The organism is Noviherbaspirillum agri, from assembly GCF_054780595.1.
In genome coordinates, this window is record NZ_BAAGWA010000008.1 from 51,699 (window position 1) to 73,056 (window position 21,358).

The 21,358-nt window shown below is 61.4% G+C and carries 14 protein-coding genes; 9 read left to right on the forward strand and 5 right to left on the reverse strand.

Going from position 1 to position 21,358, the window contains the following annotated elements:
* Positions 1–204: 204 nt before the first annotated feature.
* The 3 genes from cydB to ACYVIA_RS14745 form a co-directional block, all read right to left on the reverse strand.
* Positions 205–1,218 carry a cytochrome d ubiquinol oxidase subunit II gene (cydB, locus tag ACYVIA_RS14735; protein WP_460842023.1) on the reverse strand — a complete coding sequence of 338 codons (1,014 nt, stop codon included), beginning with the start codon at positions 1,216–1,218 and terminating at the stop codon, positions 205–207.
* Positions 1,215–2,621: a cytochrome ubiquinol oxidase subunit I gene (locus ACYVIA_RS14740; protein ID WP_460842025.1), complete on the reverse strand. Its 1,407-nt coding sequence runs from the start codon at positions 2,619–2,621 to the stop codon at positions 1,215–1,217. The genes cydB and ACYVIA_RS14740 overlap by 4 nt, the downstream gene beginning before the upstream one ends.
* Before the next feature lie 129 nt (positions 2,622–2,750).
* Entirely contained in the window at positions 2,751–3,587 is an 837-nt protein-coding gene (locus ACYVIA_RS14745; protein WP_460842027.1) for a universal stress protein, read from the reverse strand.
* 311 nt (positions 3,588–3,898) lie between these two features.
* Here ACYVIA_RS14745 and phaP point away from each other — a divergent pair, with 311 nt between their 5' ends.
* The 3 genes from phaP to ACYVIA_RS14760 are packed head-to-tail and all read left to right on the forward strand — an operon-like array spanning position 3,899 to position 5,775.
* A complete protein-coding gene (gene phaP / locus ACYVIA_RS14750; protein ID WP_460842029.1) occupies positions 3,899–4,357 on the forward strand; it encodes a TIGR01841 family phasin in 459 nt (152 codons plus the stop codon).
* An 11-nt stretch (positions 4,358–4,368) separates the two neighbouring features.
* A complete protein-coding gene (locus ACYVIA_RS14755; RefSeq protein ID WP_460842031.1) occupies positions 4,369–5,145 on the forward strand; it encodes a Mut7-C RNAse domain-containing protein in 777 nt (258 codons plus the stop codon).
* Positions 5,146–5,175: 30 nt separating this feature from the next.
* On the forward strand, positions 5,176–5,775 hold the full coding sequence (locus tag ACYVIA_RS14760; protein ID WP_460842033.1) for a DUF938 domain-containing protein: 600 nt from the start codon (positions 5,176–5,178) through the stop codon (positions 5,773–5,775).
* A gap of 356 nt (positions 5,776–6,131) precedes the next feature.
* Here ACYVIA_RS14760 and ACYVIA_RS14765 read toward each other — a convergent pair whose 3' ends face one another.
* Positions 6,132–9,149 carry a bifunctional diguanylate cyclase/phosphodiesterase gene (locus ACYVIA_RS14765; protein ID WP_460842036.1) on the reverse strand — a complete coding sequence of 1,006 codons (3,018 nt, stop codon included), beginning with the start codon at positions 9,147–9,149 and terminating at the stop codon, positions 6,132–6,134.
* Positions 9,150–9,634: 485 nt separating this feature from the next.
* Between ACYVIA_RS14765 and ACYVIA_RS14770 the strand changes: the two genes are divergently transcribed.
* Genes ACYVIA_RS14770 through ACYVIA_RS14785 form a run of 4 tightly spaced genes read left to right on the forward strand, consistent with a single transcriptional unit; the run spans position 9,635 to position 16,226 of the window.
* Positions 9,635–11,221: a ShlB/FhaC/HecB family hemolysin secretion/activation protein gene (locus ACYVIA_RS14770; protein WP_460842038.1), complete on the forward strand. Its 1,587-nt coding sequence runs from the start codon at positions 9,635–9,637 to the stop codon at positions 11,219–11,221.
* Positions 11,222–11,240: 19 nt separating this feature from the next.
* The gene (locus ACYVIA_RS14775; protein WP_460842039.1) at positions 11,241–14,999 is read left to right on the forward strand and encodes a two-partner secretion domain-containing protein; all 3,759 of its coding nucleotides are present in this window, start codon (positions 11,241–11,243) and stop codon (positions 14,997–14,999) included.
* The gene (locus ACYVIA_RS14780) at positions 14,968–15,708 is read left to right on the forward strand and encodes a FecR family protein (RefSeq protein WP_460842041.1); all 741 of its coding nucleotides are present in this window, start codon (positions 14,968–14,970) and stop codon (positions 15,706–15,708) included. The genes ACYVIA_RS14775 and ACYVIA_RS14780 overlap by 32 nt, the downstream gene beginning before the upstream one ends.
* On the forward strand, positions 15,708–16,226 hold the full coding sequence (locus tag ACYVIA_RS14785; RefSeq protein ID WP_460842043.1) for a Crp/Fnr family transcriptional regulator: 519 nt from the start codon (positions 15,708–15,710) through the stop codon (positions 16,224–16,226). Before ACYVIA_RS14780 ends, ACYVIA_RS14785 begins: the two co-directional genes overlap by 1 nt.
* Before the next feature lie 49 nt (positions 16,227–16,275).
* Here the strand turns inward: ACYVIA_RS14785 and ACYVIA_RS14790 are convergent, their stop codons facing one another.
* Positions 16,276–18,648 (reverse strand): ATPase, T2SS/T4P/T4SS family, encoded by a 2,373-nt coding sequence (locus ACYVIA_RS14790; RefSeq protein WP_460842044.1) that lies wholly within the window; start codon positions 18,646–18,648, stop codon positions 16,276–16,278.
* Positions 18,649–18,870: 222 nt separating this feature from the next.
* Between ACYVIA_RS14790 and ACYVIA_RS14795 the strand changes: the two genes are divergently transcribed.
* Both ACYVIA_RS14795 and ACYVIA_RS14800 read left to right on the forward strand, forming a co-directional pair.
* The gene (locus ACYVIA_RS14795; protein ID WP_460842046.1) at positions 18,871–19,665 is read left to right on the forward strand and encodes a 3',5'-cyclic-nucleotide phosphodiesterase; all 795 of its coding nucleotides are present in this window, start codon (positions 18,871–18,873) and stop codon (positions 19,663–19,665) included.
* A gap of 28 nt (positions 19,666–19,693) precedes the next feature.
* Positions 19,694–21,331 (forward strand): GAF and HD-GYP domain-containing protein, encoded by a 1,638-nt coding sequence (locus ACYVIA_RS14800; protein WP_460842246.1) that lies wholly within the window; start codon positions 19,694–19,696, stop codon positions 21,329–21,331.
* The last annotated feature ends 27 nt before the right edge of the window (positions 21,332–21,358 follow it).

Sequence of the window (21,358 nt, forward strand, 5' to 3'; positions counted from 1 at the left end):
GAAACAAAGCGCATGCGCAGCCGCACTGCCGCCGAGAGCAGTTTCCGTCTGACCGGGAGATTGGCGCTGCGGTCCATTGCCTGTCGAACAAGGTAGGAGGCTGCGTCCTAGCGGGCACGGTGGCCGGGGTTACGACAAAGATATGCGACGCAGTGCCGCGAGCTAAGTGACCGGCATTAATGACGTGGCCTGGCTGTATCTGGGCTAGTGATACCCCTCGCCCGGCTGCAGCTTGCCGCGGAACAGCCAGAAGACGAACACGATGTAACCAAGGATCATCGGCAGCAGCACCACCGTTCCCATCAGGAAGAACAGCTGTGACGATGGATCCGCGGCGGCTTCCCACAAGGTGACGGTGGGCGGAACCAGATAGGGGGCGTTGGACACGACCAGTCCCGCGTACGCGAGCAGGAACAGGCCGACGGCCGACGCAAAGGGCAGGATGCTGCGGTTCTTGCGGATACCGCGCCAGCACAGCCAGGCCAGCAGCAGCGTCGCCAGCGGCACCTGCGACAGGTAGTAGAAGTTGGGCACGCTGAACCAGCGCTCGGCGATGCGATCGATCAGCAATGGCGTCCATATGCTGACGACGGCGATAAAGCCGAGCAGGACAAACAGCAGCGGCACGCCCATGCGGCGTGCATGCGCTTCCACGTCACCACCCGTCTTCATGATCAGCCAGGTTGCGCCAAGCAACGCGTAACCGATGACCAGTGCCACACCGCACATCAGCGAGAACGGCGACAGCCAGTCGAATGCGCCGCCCGCATATTGGCCGTTTTCGACGCGGATCTCCTGCAGGATTGCGCCAAGCACCACGCCTTGCGCGAACGCAGCCAGCGTGGAGCCGGCGGCAAACGCCACATCCCATTTGTGATGACGCGGCTTGGCCACCCAGCGGAACTCGAACGCGACACCGCGAAAGATCAGTGCCAGCAGCATCACGATGATCGGCAGGTACACCGCCGGCATGACCAGCGCATAGGCTTTCGGGAAGGCAACCCACAGGCCCGCACCGCCCATCACCAGCCAGGTTTCGTTGCCATCCCAAAACGGTGCGACGGAATTCATTGCCAGGTCGCGCTCGGCCTCGTTCTTGAAGAACGGGAAGAGGATGCCGATGCCAAGGTCGAATCCGTCGAGCACCACATACAGCGCGACCGACACGCCGATCAGAGAGGCCCAGATGATGGGCAGGATGTATTCGAGATTGCTCATGGCGTTTCTCCTTGCACATCCTGTGCCGCCGACAGCGGGCGGTTCGGCAGCGCTTGTGCTTCATGCCGTGGCGCTTCGGCAATCGGTTTCGGTCCCTTCACCAGCATCCGGTAGATGTAGAGGATGCCTATTGAGAACACCACGCAGTAGACAAGGACAAACAGTGCCAGCGAAGTCGCAACAGTCCCCGCCGACACTGGCGACACGGCATCCGCGGTGCGCAGGATGCCGTACGCGACCCACGGCTGGCGCCCGACCTCGGTTACGATCCAGCCGGCGATGATGGCAATGAATCCCAGCGGCCAGCACTGACCAACGATCTTCAGGTACCAGTTGGCCGTGAACAGGTGCTTCTTCCACCACAGGAATGCGCCCACGAGGCCGATGGCAATCAGCAGCATGCCGATGCCGAGCATTACGCGGAACATGAAGAACACCGGTTTGACAGGCGGACGGTCCTCCGGTGCAAAGTCGCGCAGGCCGGGGAAGAGGCCGTTCGGGTCATGCGTGAGAATCAGGCTGCCCGCCTTGGGAATCGATATTTCGGCGATGTTGCGTTCATTCTTCTCGTCCGGCCAGGCGAAGATCACGAACGGCGCCGGCTTGCTGCCGTCCCAGTGCGCTTCAATCGCGGCGATCTTTGCCGGCTGGTGTTCCAGCGTATTGAGGCCGTGCATGTCACCCACAATCAATTGCGTCGGTGCGAGCACGGCCACCATGCCGAGGCCCATACGGATCATCGTGTGCGCCTCGCGCTCGAATTTCCCACGCAGAACGTAGCGCGCGCCGGTCGCCAGCACCACCAGCGATGTCGTCAGGTAAGTCGCCAGCATCATGTGCGTGAAGCGATAGGGGAAGCTTGGATTGAAGATGATCTCCGACCAGTCGACCGGGTAGGTAATGCCGTCGCGCAGTTCGAAGCCGGCCGGCGTCTGCATCCAGCTGTTGGCCGACAGGATCCAGAATCCGGAGATGGCGGTGCCGAAAGCGACGATGATCGAAGCGGTCGTGTGCAGCCATGGCGGCACGCGGTTCCAGCCGAACAGCATCACACCGAGGAAGCTCGCCTCGAGGAAAAACGCAGTCAGCACTTCATAGCCGAGCACCGGGCCGATGGTGTTGCCGACGACTTCGGAGAAGCGGCTCCAGTTGGTGCCGAACTGGTACGACAGCACGATGCCCGACACCACGCCCATGGCAAACGACACCGCAAAGATCTTGGTCCAGAAGCGTGCCAGCGTATGGTAGTGCGCTTCACCGCTGCGCAGCCACAGCACCTCCAGCGTGGCGATGAATGCCGACAGGCCGATGGAAAAGGCAGGAAAGATGATGTGGAAGCTGACGGTAAAGGCAAACTGTATGCGCGCAAGGAAGGTGGCATCGAGGCCGGCGAATGTATCCAATTTGTTCTCCCCAGACAGTCTTTGGTGTGACAGTGAGTGCGGCAGATACTGCGGTCGCTACTGCGGACGTTGCTGCGGTTGTTACTGCACCAGTCGCTGCATCAATTAATGCTAGTTGCGGCGAGCTCATCAGTTCGACATCAGCACCGGCACGGTCATTGAGGCGAGCATCGTGCGTGTCACGCCGCCCAGCAGGATCTCGCGAAACCGGTTGTGCCCGTAGCCACCCATGATGATCAGGTCGGCACCGCGGTCGCCTGCCAGCGACAGCAGCGCATCACCTACATGGTCGAACTCGCGCAGCAATACTTCCGCCTTGATGTCGTGCCGCGCGAGGAACTCCATCATGTCCGGCCCCGGCCGCGGCCCATACGCCTGGGCCTGCGTGCGCGCGTTGAATACGACGATCTCCACCTTTTGCGCGCGCTCGAGCAAGGGCATGGCGCTGGCGATGGCGCGTGTTGCTTCCATGCTCGCATTCCATGCGATCAGCACGCGGCCGCCGATATTGTCGAATCGGCCGGCATGCGGCACGATCAACACCGGTCGCCCGGAATTCATCACGACATATTGCGGAAAGTCCGGCATCGTGACGGGTGAAATCTCGTTCGGGTCGTTCTGCCCAATCACAACAAGGTTGGCGTAGCGTGCCTGCAGGCAAATACCGCCGCCTGCCTCGTCGTCCACCAGACGCTTTTCAAATGACTTCAGCCCCAGCATTTGCACCGCCGCCTCGAAATCGTCCAAGCCGCGGCGTGCCCGTTGCCGCAGGAAGTCCAGATGGGTACGCAGGTTGGGATCAAGCTCCGCCAGCATGCGCGTCTGCACCAGATAGCGCGACGCGCCCGTCACTGCCGTACCGATCAGGTGCGCTTTCTGCGTCATCGCGATCGCTGCGGCTATCTTGATGCGCTCGCCGGCGTGCGAGGATTCATCCACGTGCACCAGGATGGTTTTGTAAGCCATGAAGCTCCTTGTCGCCCCGCAGAAGCGCAACTGCGCACCTGCCAGAAAGGCATCAAACAGCCTCTTAGACAAGTTTCACGGAAAAATGATGCATGTCCTCCGCTTTGACGCAACTCAAGCAGGACGTGGAAGAAGGGGGGCGCAATACACGCATGGCCTGCCGTTGCGTGCAGTATGAGAACCTGTCCGGCGTTCTCACTTTCTATTCGCCTATGTCGCAGCGAGCCCGGACGGGTTCTTGCGAGGTACCGGCGGTCTTGGTTGCATGTGCCGGGTACCAGGTTTGAAAATTTGTTGCGGACGGAGCTTGCATGCATTCCCTCCATGAACAGCTATTCCGTGCTGTCGGCGCCCAGCTTGAACAGCACATCGACACCAACGCAATGCTCGCGGCCGGCGCAATGCAGGGCATGCAGGAATTTGCCGGACTGAACATCAACATGGCGCGTGCCACGCTGGAGCAGTCAAACTTTGCGGCCCGTCAACTTCTGTTGGCGCAGGACCTGAAACAGCTGCTTGCGCTTGCCTGTGCACAGCTCGCGCCCAACGCGAGACGCGCCTTTGACTATGGCTACTACATCGTGACGATCGCCACCGGCCTGCAGTCGCAACTGATCCGGTTTGCCGGTGAGCGGATGGGCGACTCCAGGCAGCAGTTGGCGTTGCTGGTAGCCGTTGCCGGGCAGGCGCAGGCGACGGTGCCCGTGGCGCGGCCGGGCGCACGGCAGACGGGACGTGCGACCAAGCCGCTGCGTGCCGCGACCCGTTAGGGTTTTTCATCGTGGTCACTGCGCAATTCCGTTTTTATGCCGAGCTGAACAACTTCCTGACACCAGCGCTGCGTCAGCGCAGTTTCAGCCGGCCTTGTTCGCGCGACGCGAGCGTCAAGCACATGGTCGAGGCGTTTGGCGTGCCGCATACCGAAGTGGAGCTGCTCGTCGTCAATGGCGAATCGGTGGACTTTTCGTACCGGCTGTGCGACGGCGACCGCGTCAGCGTCTATCCGGCGTTCGGCGTCATCGACATCAGTCCCGCCGTGCGCTTGCGGCCACCCTTGCAGGGAAACGAAAGATTCATCGCCGATGCGCATCTGGGGCAGCTTGCGAAGCATCTGCGCATGCTGGGCTTTGATGTCCTGTACCGGAACGACTTCAGCGATGCGGAAGTCGCGCGCATCGCCGCGAGTGATGACCGCATCGTGCTCACGCGCGACCGCGACCTGCTGATCCGCAAGGAGATCGTACGCGGATGCTACCTGCATGCGGTGGCGGGGGATGCGCAGCTGGTCGAGGTGGTCAGCCGCTTCAAGCTGGCACAGTCGGCGCGCGCCTTCAGCCGCTGCCTGAGCTGCAACGGCACGCTGCGGGTGGTGCCGAAGTCCGACATCGCGCATCGCGTGCCGCATCACAGCCGCAACGCGTACGAACGGTTTTATGAATGCCAGGGCTGTGCGCAGGTGTACTGGGAAGGGTCACATGTGACGCGCATGCGTCAACGCATGGCGCAGCTGCTGGAGGCGGTGTACGGCGGTGAGCAGGCGCCGGGGCTGCGACAATAGCGAGTTCTTTCACTTGAGGCAGCATCCATCATGACCAGACAATTCTCTGCCGCCTGCGAGCGTAACCGCGAACCCATACTTGCCGTATTGCGCGAGGTGCTGCCTGCCCCGGCCGCGGTGCTGGAGATCGGCAGCGGCACCGGGCAGCACGCGGTTTACTTCGGCGCGCATCTGCCGCACCTGACCTGGCAACCGAGCGATGTGCCGGGAAGCCACAGCCATGCCAGCATCCAGGCTTGGCTGGACGAGGCGGGCCTGCCGAATGTATTGCGCCCGGTGGCGCTGGACGTGAAGTCCCGAGACTGGCCTGCAGGTCCGTTCGACGCGGTGTTTGCCGCCAATACCTGTCACATCATGGCGTGGGAGGAGGTGCGGGCGATGTTTGCCGGTGTGGCGCGCGTGTTGCGGCAGGGCGGGGTGATGTGTGTGTACGGGCCGTTCAATTATGGCGGGAAGTTTACTAGCGAGAGCAATGCGTTGTTTGATATGTCGTTGAGGGCGCAGGGAGCGCATATGGGGATTCGGGGATTTGAGGAGGTGGATGGGGTGGCGGGGGAGAATGGGTTGGTGTTGGAGAGGGATGTGGGGATGCCGGCGAATAATCGGATGTTGGTTTGGAGGAAGGGGTAGTTCTTTCTTCTACTCGGTGTTTATCTTCGCTGATTCAACGCGATAGTTTCTCCGTGGATGCTTGCCGGGGGCGGCCCGGCGGCCGCTCACTTTTCTTGTCTCGCCAAGAAAAGTAAGCAAAAGAAGGGAGCCGCCGAGGTGCGACCGCGCAGCCGCTGCCCCTGCGGGGTTCCCAAAAAAGACATCGGCAAAGCGGGAAGCGAAACCAACTCGCCTTCGGCTCAGACATGTTTCGCTTCTTTGTCCGCTTTGCCGATGTCTTTTTTTGGCAGCGTCAGAAGCGGAAATGCATAGCCTATGCGCTACCCGGCATTATCTGAGTGTCCTTCGGTGAGGGCGTCCAATTTCCTTCGTTCTCAATGCATATGCAGCTTCGCCTGCACCCTGATCAAATCCCCAAAGTTCTCCGCCGGCATTGCTTCGCTGAAGTAATGTCCCTGCACGCTGTCGCAGTCGTGTTCGCGCAGGAAGTCGTATTGCTGCTGGGTTTCGGCGCCTTCGGCGATGACGCTGCATTCGAGACTGTGGGCGAGGCCGATGATGGCTTTGGTGATGGCGGTGTCGCCCTGGTTGAAGGGGAGGCCTTGGACGAAGGAGCGGTCGATCTTGACGGCGCGGATCGGGAAGCGCTTCAAGTGGGACAGGGATGAATAGCCGATGCCGAAGTCGTCGAGGGCGATGGTGATGCCCATGTCGCGCAGGGCGTTGAGCACGCGCACCGATTTCTCGGGATCATCCATGATGGCGCGTTCGGTGATCTCGAGCTCGAGGTAGGCAGGATCGAGCTCTGTGTCGGCGAGGATGGCTTCGATGTTCGGCAGCAAATTGTCGTCATTGAGCTGGCGCGGGCAGAGGTTGACGGCGACTTTCAGCCGCGCCGGGCTGTTCAGCTGCCATTGCTTGTTCTGCTGGCAGGCGGCGCGCAGCGCCCAGTAGCCGATGGGGTTGATCAGGCCGCTTTCTTCCGCGACGGGAATGAAGCGGTCGGGCGAGATGGCGCCCATGGTCGGGTGGTTCCAGCGCAGCAGGGCTTCCATGCCGGTGATGCGGTTGGTGAGGATGTCGATCTTGGGCTGGTAATGCAGGGACAACTGGTTGTGTTCGATGGCATGGCTGAGCGCGTTTTCCAGCGCCAGCCGTTCCGCCGCATGCTGGTTCATTTCGGCGGAATAGTAGCGGTAGCTGTTGCGGCCGGATTCCTTGGCGCGGTACATCGCAATGTCGGCTTTCTTCAGCAGCGTATCGGCGTCAGTGCCGTCGCTGGGAAAGCTGCTGATGCCGATGCTGGTGCTGATGGTCAGCGGGTTCTTGTCGCTCAGGAAGGGCGGGCGGAAGGCGGCGAGGATCTTCTCGGCGATGATGCCGCCGCGATGCGGCTCGTCGACGTTTTCCACCAGCACGACGAACTCGTCGCCGCCGAGGCGGGCAACGGTATCCGATTCACGCAGGATGCCTTGCAGGCGCAGCGCCGTTTCCTGCAGCACCATGTCGCCGACGGCATGGCCGAGCGTGTCGTTGATGTTCTTGAAGCGGTCCAGGTCGAGGAACATGATCTCCAGCGAGCGTTCCGGCCGCTCCGCGATGCTGAGCGCATGTTCGAGCCGCTGATGGAACAGCGTGCGGTTCGGCAAGCCCGTCAGCGAATCGTAATGGGCGAGATACGCCATCTGCTCAAGCGACGTCTTGCGTTCGGTGATGTCGCGCACGATGAACAGCGTGGCAAAGCGGCCCTTGTGCAGGAAGGGCGACGAATTCACTTCCACGTCCACCACGCTGCCGTCGAAACGCAGAAGCTTCTCCTCGATGGCGGGCAATGCCTCGCCTTTCTGCAGACAGGAAATGCGCGCACGCGAGATGTCGTGGAAATCCGGATGCAGGATTTCGTATATCGGCTTGCCGATGACCCTTTCCGTGTCGACGGCACGCAGCAGGTCCACGGCAGCGCGGTTAGCGAAGACAAACACTTCATCCTGCTGTACGAAGATGGCGTCCGGGGACAATTCGACGAGTGCACGGTAACGTTCCTCCGCCTCGCGCAGCGACGCTTCCGCCAGCCGGGGGGCCGTGACATCCTGCAAGGTGCCGAAGATGCGGGTCACGACGCCACTTGCATCTTTCGTGCCTTGCCCGCGGGCGGAGACGATGCGTGGCTGCTGGCCGGGCGGCACGATGCGGTACTCCATCTGGAACGGCTTGCCCGTGGCGCGCACCTCGTCGATGGCGCGGTTGACCGCATCAGCATCATCCTGGTGAATCAGCGAGCGGAAACTGTCCGGCGTCACCACGAAGCGCTCCTTGTCCACGCCGAAGATCCAGTACAGCTCATCCGACCAGGTGAGTTTCTTTCCTGTGCTCTCCCAGTTCCAGCTGCCAAGCTGCGCCAGGTGTTGCGCTTCGGCCAGCTGCTCCGCGATCTGCATGCGCATTTCGATGTTGGCCTTCAGCGCATCGGTCCGCTCCTGCACGCGCTGCTCCAGGCTGTCGCGTTCCGCTTCCAGCTGATGCTCCACCTCCCGGGCCTGTTGCACCAGGTTGGCAAGCACCAGTCCCATGCTGCCGACGACGCTGATGTAGATCATCAGCAGCAACAGGGAGTCGTTCAGGTCGTTGCTGGCAAACGGGCCGTTGCCTGCCGCGGTATTCCAGACGGCGATGGCGCAGATGACGGCGGTTGTCCACGCGACCGCAGCGAGATTGAATCGGAATGCGGCCCACAGGAAAAGCGGGATTGACAGATAGGCAACCGGCCAGTTGCCGAACTGCCCGCCGAAGGCGAGCTGCGGCACCGCGAGCAGCATCACGGCAAATGCCAGCGCTTCGGCGATCTTGGAGCGATGCCAGTGGACCCCCGCCGCGACGTTCCAGGCCAGGATGAGGGGAGCGATGATGATCATGCCGGTGGCATTGCCGATCCACCATGTCAGCCATGTGAGTGCGATATGCGCGGACGTCGCGTTATCCCCGGCAATCGCCATGCCTGCCGTGCCTGCGGTGGCGCCGATGACGGCGGTGGCAAGCGCAATGCCGATAAAACGGAATGCCGTGCCGCGATGGATGAAGTCAGTCCGTGCGCCATAGAGCCGCTGTACCAGGTAAGCGGCGGCGCATGCTTCGAGGCTGGCGCCGAGGCCGGCCATGACGGCGGTGGCCATGGGCTTGTCTATCGCCAGCAGCACCATCAGCTCGCCGAGCCAGACCGCAGGCGCCATGCGCAGGCCCCACGCAAGGCAGGCGCACAGCGCGATCGCAGCCGGCGGCCACAGCGGACTCACCAGCGCGGAGCCGACGACAAAGTTCAGTGAAAACCGCGCGACGACGAAATAGATGCCGAAGAGGAGAGTGAACCGGATCAGATAGGAAGTGCCGGCGCTCATCCGGTCCGCCCACAAGCCACCACTCGCTTGATGTAAAAGGTTGCTGATGCGCCCCATCCCTAGGCCTTCCTTTGAACAAGCGTTGATGTGTCGAGTGACGCAAACCAATATGCCACCGGCCGCCTGTTTTCTATTTGAAGACGGTCAACGGCTGTGTGTGGATGAAGTCGTTTTGATATGACTAGGACATTGCATGCGGGTTCCGGTTGCGGGCAGCCCGTCCGGTTTTTTTCAGGTGAATGATGTGTGCCGACGGACAGGATGGCGCGACGGTCGCACCAGGTGCCGTGAATCTTGGAGCGACACCGAATAAAAAAGTGGATACAAAAACGGCAATTTATGGCGGTTTCGTGGCGACGCTGGGCTATAGTTTCTAACAGGCAAGTGCTGTGCTTGCGCCATGCCAAATTGTCCAGTCGTGACGGGTGTAAGGGCTATGCAAGCAGCGCCCGCAAAAATGGAATTCCTCCAAGAAATACAATGCCATGAGACATCATCTATCGCGGCTCGTCGCCGGCGCGGCACTCATCCTTTCCATTTTTCCTGCGGCGGCCGACGAACAGGACGCGGTCGGGCGCTTTGAAATCACAGGCTTTTCGGTGCAGGGCAATACGCTGCTGTCCGACCGGGCCGTCGAGGCACTGCTTGCGCCTTACACTGGAAAAAATCGCAACTTCGGCCATGTCCAGATGGCGCTGGAGGCGCTCGAGCGCGCCTATCAGCGGCTTGGCTACAACGTCGTGCAAGTGGTATTGCCGGAGCAGGAGCTGAACCAGGGCGTGGTACAGCTGCGCGTGGTCGAGGCGAAGCTCGGCAAGGTGCGGGTGCAGGGCAACCGGACTTTCGACGAGGCCAACATCCGCCAGGGCCTGCCGGGACTGCAGGAAGGGCAGACGCCGAATATTGCCGATGTGTCGTCCAGCCTGAAGCTGGTCAATGAGAATCCGGCCAAGAAGGTCACGCTGCAATTGCAGAGCGGCGCGCAGGAAGACGAAGTGGACGCCACTCTGAAGGTGGTCGACGACAAGCCGTGGAAGATCGGCGCCACGGTGGACAACAACGGTACCGAAGTCACCGGCGATACTTACCTGACCGTGCAGTACCAGCACGCAAACATTGCCGGTCGCGACCATGTGCTGGGGCTGCAGTACACCACGACCATTGAAGAACCGAGCCGGGTGAATGTGTACGGCCTCGGCTACCACATCCCGCTGTACAGCCTGGGCGATTCGGTTGATCTGTATGCCAGCTATTCGGATGTGGATTCCGGTGCCGTTCTGGCAGGCATTGTTGACCTGCAAGTCAGCGGCAAGGGGGCGGTGTACGGAGTGCGCTACAACCATAATCTGCGTCGCGCCGGCGACTATGAGTCCAAACTGATGGTCGGGCTCGATTACAAGGCCTACCGCAATAACGTGCTGCTGCAAGGGATCCAGCTTGGCAACGATGTGACGGTGCATCCGCTGAGCGTGGCTTATGTTGGTGGATGGACGCTGCCGCGCAGCGAGATCAGCTTCAGCCTGGCGGCCTCGCACAACGTCCCGGGTGGCGACAAGGGCGACCGCGCGGCATTCAACCTCGTGCGCGCCGGCGCGGATTCCTCCTACGACATCCTGCGTTACAGCGCTGCCTATGCGCATGCCTTGCCGAACGACTGGCAGGGGCGGGTCAGCTTCTCCGGACAGTACTCTTCCGACCGCCTCATCCCGGGCGAACAATTCGGCGCCGGCGGCGCGAGCACGGTGCGCGGTTTCCAGGAACGCGACATTTCCAACGATGTCGGCCACCTGCTGAGCGCGGAGCTGTATACCCCCAACCTGTGCACCGGCATCGAGCGCGTGACGGCACAGTGCCGCGCGCTTGCGTTCTACGACACTGCCCGGGTGCGGCGCAATGACCCGCTTCCTGGCGAATCGGCACGCGCCTCGATCGGCAGCGTCGGCCTGGGATGGCGCATGACGATCGAAAAAAACATGTCGCTGCAGATGGATTACGCGCAAGTGGTTGACGCCGGCGGCAGCGAAGGCAAGGCCGACAAGCGACTGCACGTCAAGCTGGGCGTGACGTACTGAACGAAGTGGGAGAGACAACATGACATCCAACGCCGCCACACGTGACCGGCTTGCCGCGCGCAAGGCACTGACCCTGCGCCGGCGCCTGCTGCCGGCATTGATCGCCGGCTGCTTTGCGTCCGCCTTTGTTGCGCCCGGCGCAGTCGCAAACCCGACAGGTGCGCAGGTTGTGAACGGCCAGGCTACGTTCAACAACCAGGGCAACGTACTGTCGGTGACCAATACGCCGGGTGCGATCATCAACTGGCAGAGCTTCTCCATCAATGCCGGCGAAGTTACGCGTTTCATCCAGCAAAGCGCGGACAGCGCGGTGCTCAATCGCATCGTCGGGCAGGATCCGTCGCAGATCCTTGGCGCATTGCAATCGAACGGCCGCGTGTTTCTGGTCAACCCCAACGGCATCCTGTTCGGACAGGGGGCGCAGATCGATGTGAACGGTCTTGTGGCGTCGACGCTCAACATCAGCAACGAAGACTTCCTGAACGGCAGGATGAATTTCGCCGCCGGCGACAAGGCGGGCAAGCTGCAGAACCAGGGCGCGATCACCACGCCCGCCGGCGGACGGGTCTACCTGATCGCGCCGAACGTGGAGAACAGCGGCATCATCACCTCGCCGAATGGCGAAGTCTTGCTGGCGGCGGGACAGTCGGTGCAACTGGTTGATTCCGCCAATCCCGACCTGCATGTCGTCATCAGCGCGCCCGAAAGCGAGGCCGTGAACCTCGGCCAGATCGTGGCGCAAGGCGGCAAGGCCGGTATCTACGGCGCGCTGATCCACCAGCGCGGGCTGGTGAGCGCGGACAGCGCGGTGGTCGGCGAAAACGGCAAGATCGTGTTCAAGGCCAGCAAGGACACCATCCTCGATGCGGGCAGCCGCACCAGTGCTACCGGCGCGGGCGCCGGCGGCGAGATCCATATCCTCGGCGAGCGCGTCGGCATGGTGGGTGACGCCACGGTCGACGCTAGCGGCCGGCAGGGCGGCGGCACGGTGCTCGTCGGTGGCGACTTCCAGGGCAAGAACACAGGCGTACAGAACGCGCAGTATGCGTATGTCGGCAATGATGCGGAAATCAAGGCGGATGCGACCGACAGCGGCGATGGCGGCAAGGTGATCATCTGGTCCGACAACACCACGCGCGCCTTCGGCAAGATCTCCGCGCGCGGCGGAGCGCAATCGGGCAACGGCGGCTTTGTCGAGGTCTCAGGCAAACAGGATCTGGAATACCGCGCGCTGGCGGACCTTACTGCGGCAAACGGCAAGACCGGCACGCTGCTGCTGGATCCGGCGAGTCTGACGATTATCGGTGGTACTGGTGCCGGTGATGCATACGCGGGTTCGGCGGGCTTTAGCGGAACAGGATTGAGCACTGGTGAGGGGGCAATTTTCTATAATGCGACGCCGACCATGTCTGTTCTCTACCAGTCCGAAATCCAGGCGCAAAGCACCACGGCCGACATCGTGCTGGAAGCGACCAACAACATCTCGGTGTCCGGTGCATTCGACGGTGGCGCGATACGGCTGGCCAACGGGCGCAACCTGACGATGCGCACCCGTAACGGATCGGGCGACAATTCCACCGGCGGTGGTATCGATCTGACCGGCAGCATACATGGCGCGGACCTGGCATTCGAGACTTTTAACGGTGGATCCATCCTGATCGAAGCTGGCACAGCTTCGACCCCGTGGTTTGCCACACTAAACCTCGGTCGCATCAATGCCGGCGATGGCGCGGTGACGCTGCGATCGAGCGGCTCGATCGGCATCAACAATACGGTCAGCGCCGGTAATGCCAACGTCGATGTCACGGCGGGCGGCGATATCACCTTCACGGCCGCAGGGCGGCTGTATGGTGGTGCAGTCAACGTGCTGTCGAAAGGAATGGAAGCATCCATCAGCATGCCGGTTGGTTCGGAAATCAACAGCTGGGGCAGTCCGGTTTCGCTCACGGCGGACAACATGTCGTTGCTGGGAACGATCAACGCCGGCAGCAATACCGTCACGCTCGCGCCCTTTACCGCCTTACCGTCGATCGTCTTGGGCAGCAATGACGATGCCATCACCAACATGCTGGCCTTGTCGGCGGCGGACCTGAACAGCGTGCGTGCAGGCGTGCTGCGCATCGGCAATTCGGCCAACACTGGCGGCATCCATATCGCTGCACCGCTCTTCTCCGGGCCGGGCGGGGCGCTGGAACATGTGTTCAACGGGCTTAGCATGACGACCGGTGGCGCGATCACGCAGCAGGCCGGGGCAATCATCGCGGGTGCCTCGGCAGTGCAGGCGACCGGTACTTCGGTGACGCTTACGGAGGCTAATGCCACCGGCGTGGTCGCGGGTACGGCTACCGTTGGCGACTTCCGTTACCGCTCCAGCAATTTGCTGACCGCCAGCAATGTTGATTTGACGAGCGGCATCCGGCTCACCGGATCGCCCAGTTCGACGCGCCACATCGTGCTGGAATCCGATTCAGGATTTGGTATCAACCAGAATGGCGGCAGCCCCATCAACACAAACGGCGGCGGACTGGTGCTGAAAACGGTCGGCCCGGTCCAGCTGTGGGATACCGGAAACATGGTCACCCGCGTTGCGGCCGACCTTCATCGTAGTGGGCTGGGGAGCGGCCTGTTCGAGCTGTACAGTGGCACCAGCCTGGAAGTAGGCGCACTGGATGGGATCTCGGGGATCACAGCCAATAACCAGGAAATCTGGCTGACGGTCGGTTCTGGCGGATCGCTTGCGATCAACCAGACCGTCAACGCCGGCACCGGCGAAGTAACGCTTGAGGCGGATAGCCTGGCGTTGAACAGCACCGTCACGGGCGCCCTGGCCGACATCGCGCCCGTGACGGTGGGCCGAGCCATTACCGTCGGGTCGGTCACCTGTGCGCTGTCGCCTTGCCTGAACGTGGTCAACCTGCACCGCGTCGCGGCGCACACCATCGGCATTGGACGTGAAGATGGCGTGACAGCTGGGCCGATTCATGTTGCTGGCATCACCAATACCGGAGCCGGCCTGCTTACCGACCGCAATGGCATTACGCAACGCATCGGCCTCCTGTCCGCGGCGGGGGTGAGCCAGAGCGGCGCAATCGATGTGCACGACCTCGGCGTCGTCGCGCATGGCACAGTCAATCTGTCCAATCCGGCCAACTCCGTGACTATGTTGACTGCGGAAACCTGGGGCGGTGACTTCACCTTCGCAAACTCGAAGACATTCAGCGTGGCCGATCTCCTCGGCAATGAACTCGACAACGGTGACTATGGCATTTACGGCATATGGTCCGGCGGCGGCAATGTTTCGCTCAGCACCGTCGCGGGAGACATCAGTATCGATGCGTTGGACCCGATCAATCCGGGCATCGACGCAGTAAGCGGCGACGTGAGGGTAAAGGCACCCGGCGCAATTGTGGTCAACGGAAACGTAACCACAACTGGTGCCATCACGCTGGATGCAGGCACCGCCATCCTGGGCAGTGGCAGCGTCGTTGGCTCGTCCGTGACGAAATTGGTGAACGGCGTCGCGGTTGCTTCCCCGTCGATCGACGCGCAGCTTGCATCCGTCACCAATACAGTCACATCGACCACCACAGCAGCCACGAGTCTTCTTCCGACGGCCGTCACGGGCGCGGACGCGGGAGCAGGAGCGGCGACAAGTGCCACTGGCACGCAGAGCAGCGACAACGCAGACGACGAGCAGGAAGTGAACCAGACGGGTGCAGCAACGAACGACAACGGAGCGAAGACAAATGAAGCTGCCAAGAAAATGTACTGCAACTAATGCGCCTTGCTTCCTGCTGCTGTTGCTGGCGTCATTGCTGACAGCGGTATCGGCATGGGCAGGTGAAGTGGCGGGCACCGTCACCCACCTGAGCGGCCCCTTGCTGGCGAAAAAGGCAGACGGCACGGTGATGGTCCTGGCGCAAAAGTCGACTGTGGAACAGGGCGACACGCTGATCAGCGAAAAGGAAACCTACGCGCGGATCAAGTTCATTGACAACAGCGAGATCACGCTGCGGCCGAACTCGCAGCTGAAGATCGACAGCTTTGCCTATGACGAGGCGCAGCCGGAAAAGGACAGCGCCGCCTTCAGCCTGATCAAGGGCGGCCTGCGTGCCGTGACCGGTCTGCTAGGCAAGCGCAACAAGGAACGTGTGGGCGTCAACACGCCGACGGCGACCATCGGCATCCGCGGCACCATCTTCATCGCCGATTACGTGCCGGTGGCGCAGGCATCCGATGGCCGTGCGCCCGGTCTGTATGTGCAGGTCGTGGACGGCGCCATCGTGCTGCGCAATAACGGCGGATCGCATGACTTCTCGGCCGGTCAGTTCGGCTTCTCGCCAAGCATCACGCAGGCACCGATCCTGTTGCCGGCGGACCCGGGCATCCAGTTCACCCCGCCGCCGGGCTTGTCTTCCACCAGCGGCCCGCAAGGCTCTACCGGAAGTGCAAAGACCGCGCCGGATGTCGATTGCGAGGTGCGGTGATGGCGGACTACTCCATGGATGGCTTTGAACTGATGGGCGCGGGCGCCGCCTTTCGCGACGAGATCTGCGACATGATCGCCGACACGCAGCTGTTCTCGGATTTCGACTGGAAGGATATCCAGGCGCTTGCCGCTTATGTGCAGTGCTACCAGGTCGCAGCCGGCACCGTCGTCTTCAATGAAGGCGACGCCGGCAGCTACATGTGCCTGCTGGTCAAGGGCGAAGTCGATATCCTGAAGAACGATCATGAAGGTGTGCCGCGACGCATCGTGAACGTCACCCGCGGCAAGACCATCGGCGAAATGTCGATCATCGATGGCGAGCCGCGCTCGGCGACCTGCATCGCCTCACAGGAAAGCGTGCTGCTGTTGCTGACGAAAGAAAATTACCAGCGGATCATCAAGGAAAAGCCCGTGCTTGCCGTGCACATCCTCGCCAGGCTCGCCAAGCTGATGAGCCAGCGCCTGCGCGGCGCAAGCGGGCAACTGGTGGAGTTCCTCGGGCAGGAACAGCAGTAAGCAACTTCGTCAGTGAACGGGGCGGCTTGCATTGCCGCCCCTTCACGCATTACTTGATACAGACCGCACGCACCTGCTTGATATCGGTAATGCCGGACAGGATCTTCTCGATGCCGTCCATCTTCAGCGTCAGCATGCCATCTTCCAATGCTGCCGCCAGCATCACCGCGACACGGCTGTGCTCCTGGATCAGCTTCTTCAGCCGGTCGGTGCCGATCATCAGTTCGTGCAGGCCGACGCGGCCCTTGTAGCCGCTGCCGTTGCACTGGTCGCAACCGGCCGCGCGGTAGAGCTTGAAGCTGCCATGGCTGTCTGCGTACTTGGTGGTCCAGTCGGTCAGCACTTCCTGCTGTCCGGTCTTCACATCCTTGAATGCCGATGTGTTCTTCAGTTCCTCGCAATACTCGGCCAGCAGCGACTGCAGTTCTTCGTCGGTCGGTTCGTAGGCTGTCTTGCAGTTGGCACATAGGCGCTTGGCAAGACGTTGCGCCAGCACGCCGAGCAGCGCGTCAGCGAAGTTGAACGGATCCATGCCCATGTCCAGCAGGCGCACGATTGACTCCGGTGCGCTGTTGGTGTGCAGCGTCGCAAACACCAGGTGGCCGGTGAGAGAAGCCTCGATACCCATCGACACGGTTTCCTTGTCGCGCATTTCGCCGACCATGATCACGTCGGGATCGGCACGCAGGAAGGCGCGCATCGCGGTCGCAAAATCGAGTCCGCTTTTGCGGTTCACCTGCACCTGCCGCAGGCCTTTCTGCGTGATCTCGACCGGATCTTCCGCCGTCCAGATCTTGGTGTCCGGCGTGTTCAGGTGATGCAGCACGGAGTGCAGGGTCGTGGTCTTGCCGGAGCCGGTCGGGCCGCAGACGAAGAACAAGCCGTACGGCTTGCTGATCGCAACCTTCAGCCGCTCCAGGTTGTGCGGCAGGATGCCCAGCTTGTCCAGCGGGATCGGTTCACCGGCGGCAAGGATACGCATGACGATGTCTTCCACGCCGCCCGCTGAAGGGATCGTCGCGACGCGCAGCTCGATGTCGAGCGGGCCGAACTTCTTGAACTTGATCTTGCCGTCCTGCGGCTTGCGACGCTCGGAGATGTCGAGGTCGCACATGATCTTGATGCGCGCGGTCAGTGCATTGCGATAGGTCGCCGGGATCTCGATGTAAGGTTCCAGCGAACCATCCTTGCGGAACCGGATCATCGTTTTTTCCTTGCCGGGACGCGGCTCGATATGGATGTCCGATGCACCCTGGCGATAAGCATCGACGATGATCTTGTTGACCAGCTTGACCAGCTCGTTCTCGGCTGCCGCCGACAGGTCTTCATCGGAATAATCGCTGACTTCCTCCTCGTCGTCCTCCAGCCCGGACAACAGTTCGCCCACGGAACCCATGTCGCTCTCAGCACCGAAAAACTGGTCGACCGTCTGGCGGAACTCCTGATGGGTAGTGACGCGGTAGACGAGCTTCGATTTCGGGAAGATGGTGTTGATCAGGCGCGCACTCTTCACCCGCTCCGGATCGGTTGCCAGGATCACAAGACCCTGCGGCCCGTCCTCGATGGGCAGCCACAGGTGCTGCTCGACGAATTCGCGCTTGAGGTTGCGCAGCAGGTCCACCGGCTTGACGCGGTCCGCCTTGAACGGCTCGTAAGGCACATTGAAGAACCGCCCGATGGCCTGCCCAATCGCCTGCTGCTTGACCTGGAAGTCCTTGACCAGCACGGCTTCGATGTCATCGCCCTTGCGGCGCGCGGAGCGTGCGGCGAGCTCCAGTTCCGCCACGGACAACACGGCATCGGCCACCAGTTGGTCGTACTTGGAGCGCACCACCGGCGGCGGGCGCAGGCGCTGCGCATACGCGATCGCCAGCGTCTTCGCCAGTTCCTTGATGCCTTCTTCCGCGAGAGGAGGGAAGGGCGTGCCGTCCCTGTGATTGATGAGCTGGACCACGCCCTGCAATTCATTGGTGCGCTCATCGACGAACGGCGCGACCAGCATCTGCTTGGTACGGTAACCGGTGCGCTTGTCCACTTCCTGCAGGAAGTGCAGCTCGGGCGAATGGGACTTCAATTCCGCATCGTCGTACACATCGCGAATGTTGACAGTCCTGCGTGTCAGCGCCACATAACCGGCGACGCTCTGGTCGGAGATCGGCAGCTTCAGGCGGTTGATGGAATTGAGGCCGGTCTTGACCTTTGAGACGATAGTCAGCTTGTCGTCACCGACGGCATAGATGGTCAGGCGGTCGGCATGGAACAGCTCGCAGATGTCCTGCGACAGGTCGAGCATGATCTCGTCGATATTGCTGGTCGCGTGGATCTTGTTGGTGACGGCCTGCAGCTTCTGGAAGAAGTCCAGCCTGATATTGACATCTTCCGTCTTGCCGCCGGTGGTGGGCGTACCGAGAACCGCACTCATAGTGTGTTATCCATTTGTTATCAACCATCGCAAGCTGCCATCAAAAGACAATTGCGTGATGGGAAATCATAATGGATCGCGTTGCGGAAATGTATCACTCACATTCACAAAATTTTCATCCAGCCCTGTGCGGCAAGGGAAAACCTGCAGCGTCCGATATTTCAGCCACAAATCGGGCTGCAATTCAGACTACAATCGTTTGAAAAAATAGAGGTGCATGTCATGCATGCCGGACTGGGGAGGAACAACATGAAGCTGCATGTGCTCGGATGTGCCGGCGGCATCGGAGGCCGCGAGCGATTTACGACCAGCCTCCTTGTCGACAGCGACATCCTGCTGGACGCCGGCACCGGGCTGACCAATCTCGACATCGACCGGCTCGTGCTGATCGACCACGTCTTCATCACCCATTGTCATCTTGATCATGTCGCCGGACTGGCGCTGCTGGTCGATGCCGTACAGGGCAGGCGCAACGGACCGATCATCGTGCATGCGACGGAACCCGTGATCGATATCCTGAAGACGCATCTGTTCAATTGGGCGCTGTGGCCCGACTTCGCTGCCATCCCCAATACCGAATCTCCAGCCTTGTGCTGGGAGCCGTTGCAGCCCGGTGTTCCTTTCGATCTTGGCCGGCGACGAATCGTTGCGCACGCGGTCAACCACACCGCAGGATCGGTTGCCTACCGCGTGCACGGCGGCCAGGACGGTTTCCTGTTCACCGGCGATATGGCATCGACGCCTGCACTGTGGGCCATGTTGCAGCAGGACTCAACCGTGAGCAAGGTGATCGTCGATTGCTCTTTCCGCAATGCGGACATGGCACTGGCCGATCTCTCGCTGCACTTCTGTCCGCGAACCCTGCTTGACGACATTGCGGCAGTGCCGCCATCCGTCGAGTTCCTGATCTATCACCTGAAGGCCGGGCATGAGGACCTGATCATGCAGGAGTTGCGCGAGGAGGGCGGCACCCGCGAGTTCAGGGCACTCAAGTGCGGTGATGTTTTCGATTTCTGACGATGCAGGTGCAGAGCGCGCGACCATCATGACCGGACTCCGACCAGCCGTCATTGCTCAGCGTCTCGAACAACTGACGGAACTGAGCGTGGAGCTCAGCGCCAATCACGACACCGCGCAGTTGCTGGAAAAGATACTGCGCACCGCAAAGGCGATGACGCACGCCGATGGCGGCACGCTGTATCGCACCAGTGACGACAAGCGCAGTCTTCACTTTGATATCTCGATCAACGACTCGCTTGGGATGTACCAGGGCGGCGCCAGCGGCAATGAGGTGAACATTCCCGACATCCCGCTCGCCAATGCATCAGGCGAGCCGAATCTCGATGCCGTTGCAGCCTATGTCGCCAATACCGGCGCAACGGTCAACCTCAGCGATGTCTATGAGGGGGAAGGATTCAACTTCTCGGGGATGCGCAGATTCGACGAGCAGTACCGCTATCACTCGCAGTCGCTGCTGACAGTACCGATGCGCAACCACGAAGGCGAGGTTATCGGTGTGCTGCAACTGATCAATGCGCAGGACCCTGATACCGGCGCGACGGTCGCCTTTGCCGAAACCGACCAGCGCTTCATCGAAGCCCTGGCGTCGCAGGCAGCTATTGCACTGACCAACCAGCACTTGATCCGGTTGCTGGAAGAACTGTTCGAGTCCTTCGTCAAGATGATCAACATCGGTCTCGACGAGAAATCCCCGCATACTGGACGGCATTGCCAGCATGTGCCGGAGCTGACGATGATGCTGGCGCAGGCTGCGCACGACACCGGGAACGGTCCATTGGCGGAATTTTGCATGAGCGAGCGCGACCGCAAGCAGCTATGGATCGCGGGCTTGCTGCACGATTGCGGAAAGATCACGACACCGGTACACGTGGTGGAAAAATCCACCAAGCTGGAAGCCCTCTTCGACCGTATCCATCTCATCGATACGCGTTTCGAGGTGCTCAAGCGCGATGCTGAAATACGTGCGTGGAAGGAGAAGGCCAGCGTCGGCAGCGACCCGCAGCGCAATGCACGCCACGCGGCCATCGACGCACGCCTGCGCGACGAGCTGGCGCGCCTCGACAGCGACCGCGATTTTCTGCGCCGCGCAAACATCGGCGGCGAGAGCATGTCCGAGGATGACCAGGAGCGGGTGGCCGCCATCGCGCGTTACCGCTGGGTTGACCCGGACGGCAAAGAGCGTGACTTGCTCGACGAGGACGAACTGGAAAATCTCACCGTCCGCGCCGGCACACTCAATGCGCGTGAGCGCGAGATCATCAATAGCCATATTTCAGTCACGATCCGCATGCTGGAATCGCTGCCGTGGCCGAAGCATTTGCGCAGCGTGCCGGAATATGCCGGCGGCCATCACGAGCGCATGGACGGCAAGGGCTACCCGCGTGGGCTGCGCGGCGACCAGATGCCGGTGCAGGCGCGCATCATGGCGATCGCCGATATCTTCGAGGCACTGACCGCGAAGGACCGGCCATACAAGAAGGGCAAGACGCTGTCCGAGTCGCTGCATCTGCTCGGCGGCTTTTGCCTGCGTAACCATATCGATCCCGATCTGTTCGACATATTCATCCGCAAGAAGGTGTACCTCGCGTACGCGCGGCGGTTCATGGATCCGGCACAGATCGACGAGGTCGACGAAACCAGGATCCCGGGCTACGCGCCCTGATCCGATCTGAACGTATCCCAGGGAGAG

Bases quoted from the DNA above. Each gene is read 5' to 3' on its own strand.
- cydB (WP_460842023.1), bottom strand. From the start codon at position 1,218: ATGAGCAATCTCGAATACATCCTGCCCATCATCTGGGCCTCTCTGATC.
- ACYVIA_RS14745 (WP_460842027.1), bottom strand. From the start codon at position 3,587: ATGGCTTACAAAACCATCCTGGTGCACGTGGATGAATCCTCGCACGCC.
- phaP (WP_460842029.1), top strand. From the start codon at position 3,899: ATGCATTCCCTCCATGAACAGCTATTCCGTGCTGTCGGCGCCCAGCTT.
- ACYVIA_RS14760 (WP_460842033.1), top strand. From the start codon at position 5,176: ATGACCAGACAATTCTCTGCCGCCTGCGAGCGTAACCGCGAACCCATA.
- ACYVIA_RS14765 (WP_460842036.1), bottom strand. From the start codon at position 9,149: ATGAGCGCCGGCACTTCCTATCTGATCCGGTTCACTCTCCTCTTCGGC.
- ACYVIA_RS14770 (WP_460842038.1), top strand. From the start codon at position 9,635: ATGAGACATCATCTATCGCGGCTCGTCGCCGGCGCGGCACTCATCCTT.
- ACYVIA_RS14775 (WP_460842039.1), top strand. From the start codon at position 11,241: ATGACATCCAACGCCGCCACACGTGACCGGCTTGCCGCGCGCAAGGCA.
- ACYVIA_RS14780 (WP_460842041.1), top strand. From the start codon at position 14,968: ATGAAGCTGCCAAGAAAATGTACTGCAACTAATGCGCCTTGCTTCCTG.
- ACYVIA_RS14785 (WP_460842043.1), top strand. From the start codon at position 15,708: ATGGCGGACTACTCCATGGATGGCTTTGAACTGATGGGCGCGGGCGCC.
- ACYVIA_RS14790 (WP_460842044.1), bottom strand. From the start codon at position 18,648: ATGAGTGCGGTTCTCGGTACGCCCACCACCGGCGGCAAGACGGAAGAT.
- ACYVIA_RS14795 (WP_460842046.1), top strand. From the start codon at position 18,871: ATGCATGCCGGACTGGGGAGGAACAACATGAAGCTGCATGTGCTCGGA.
- ACYVIA_RS14800 (WP_460842246.1), top strand. From the start codon at position 19,694: ATGACCGGACTCCGACCAGCCGTCATTGCTCAGCGTCTCGAACAACTG.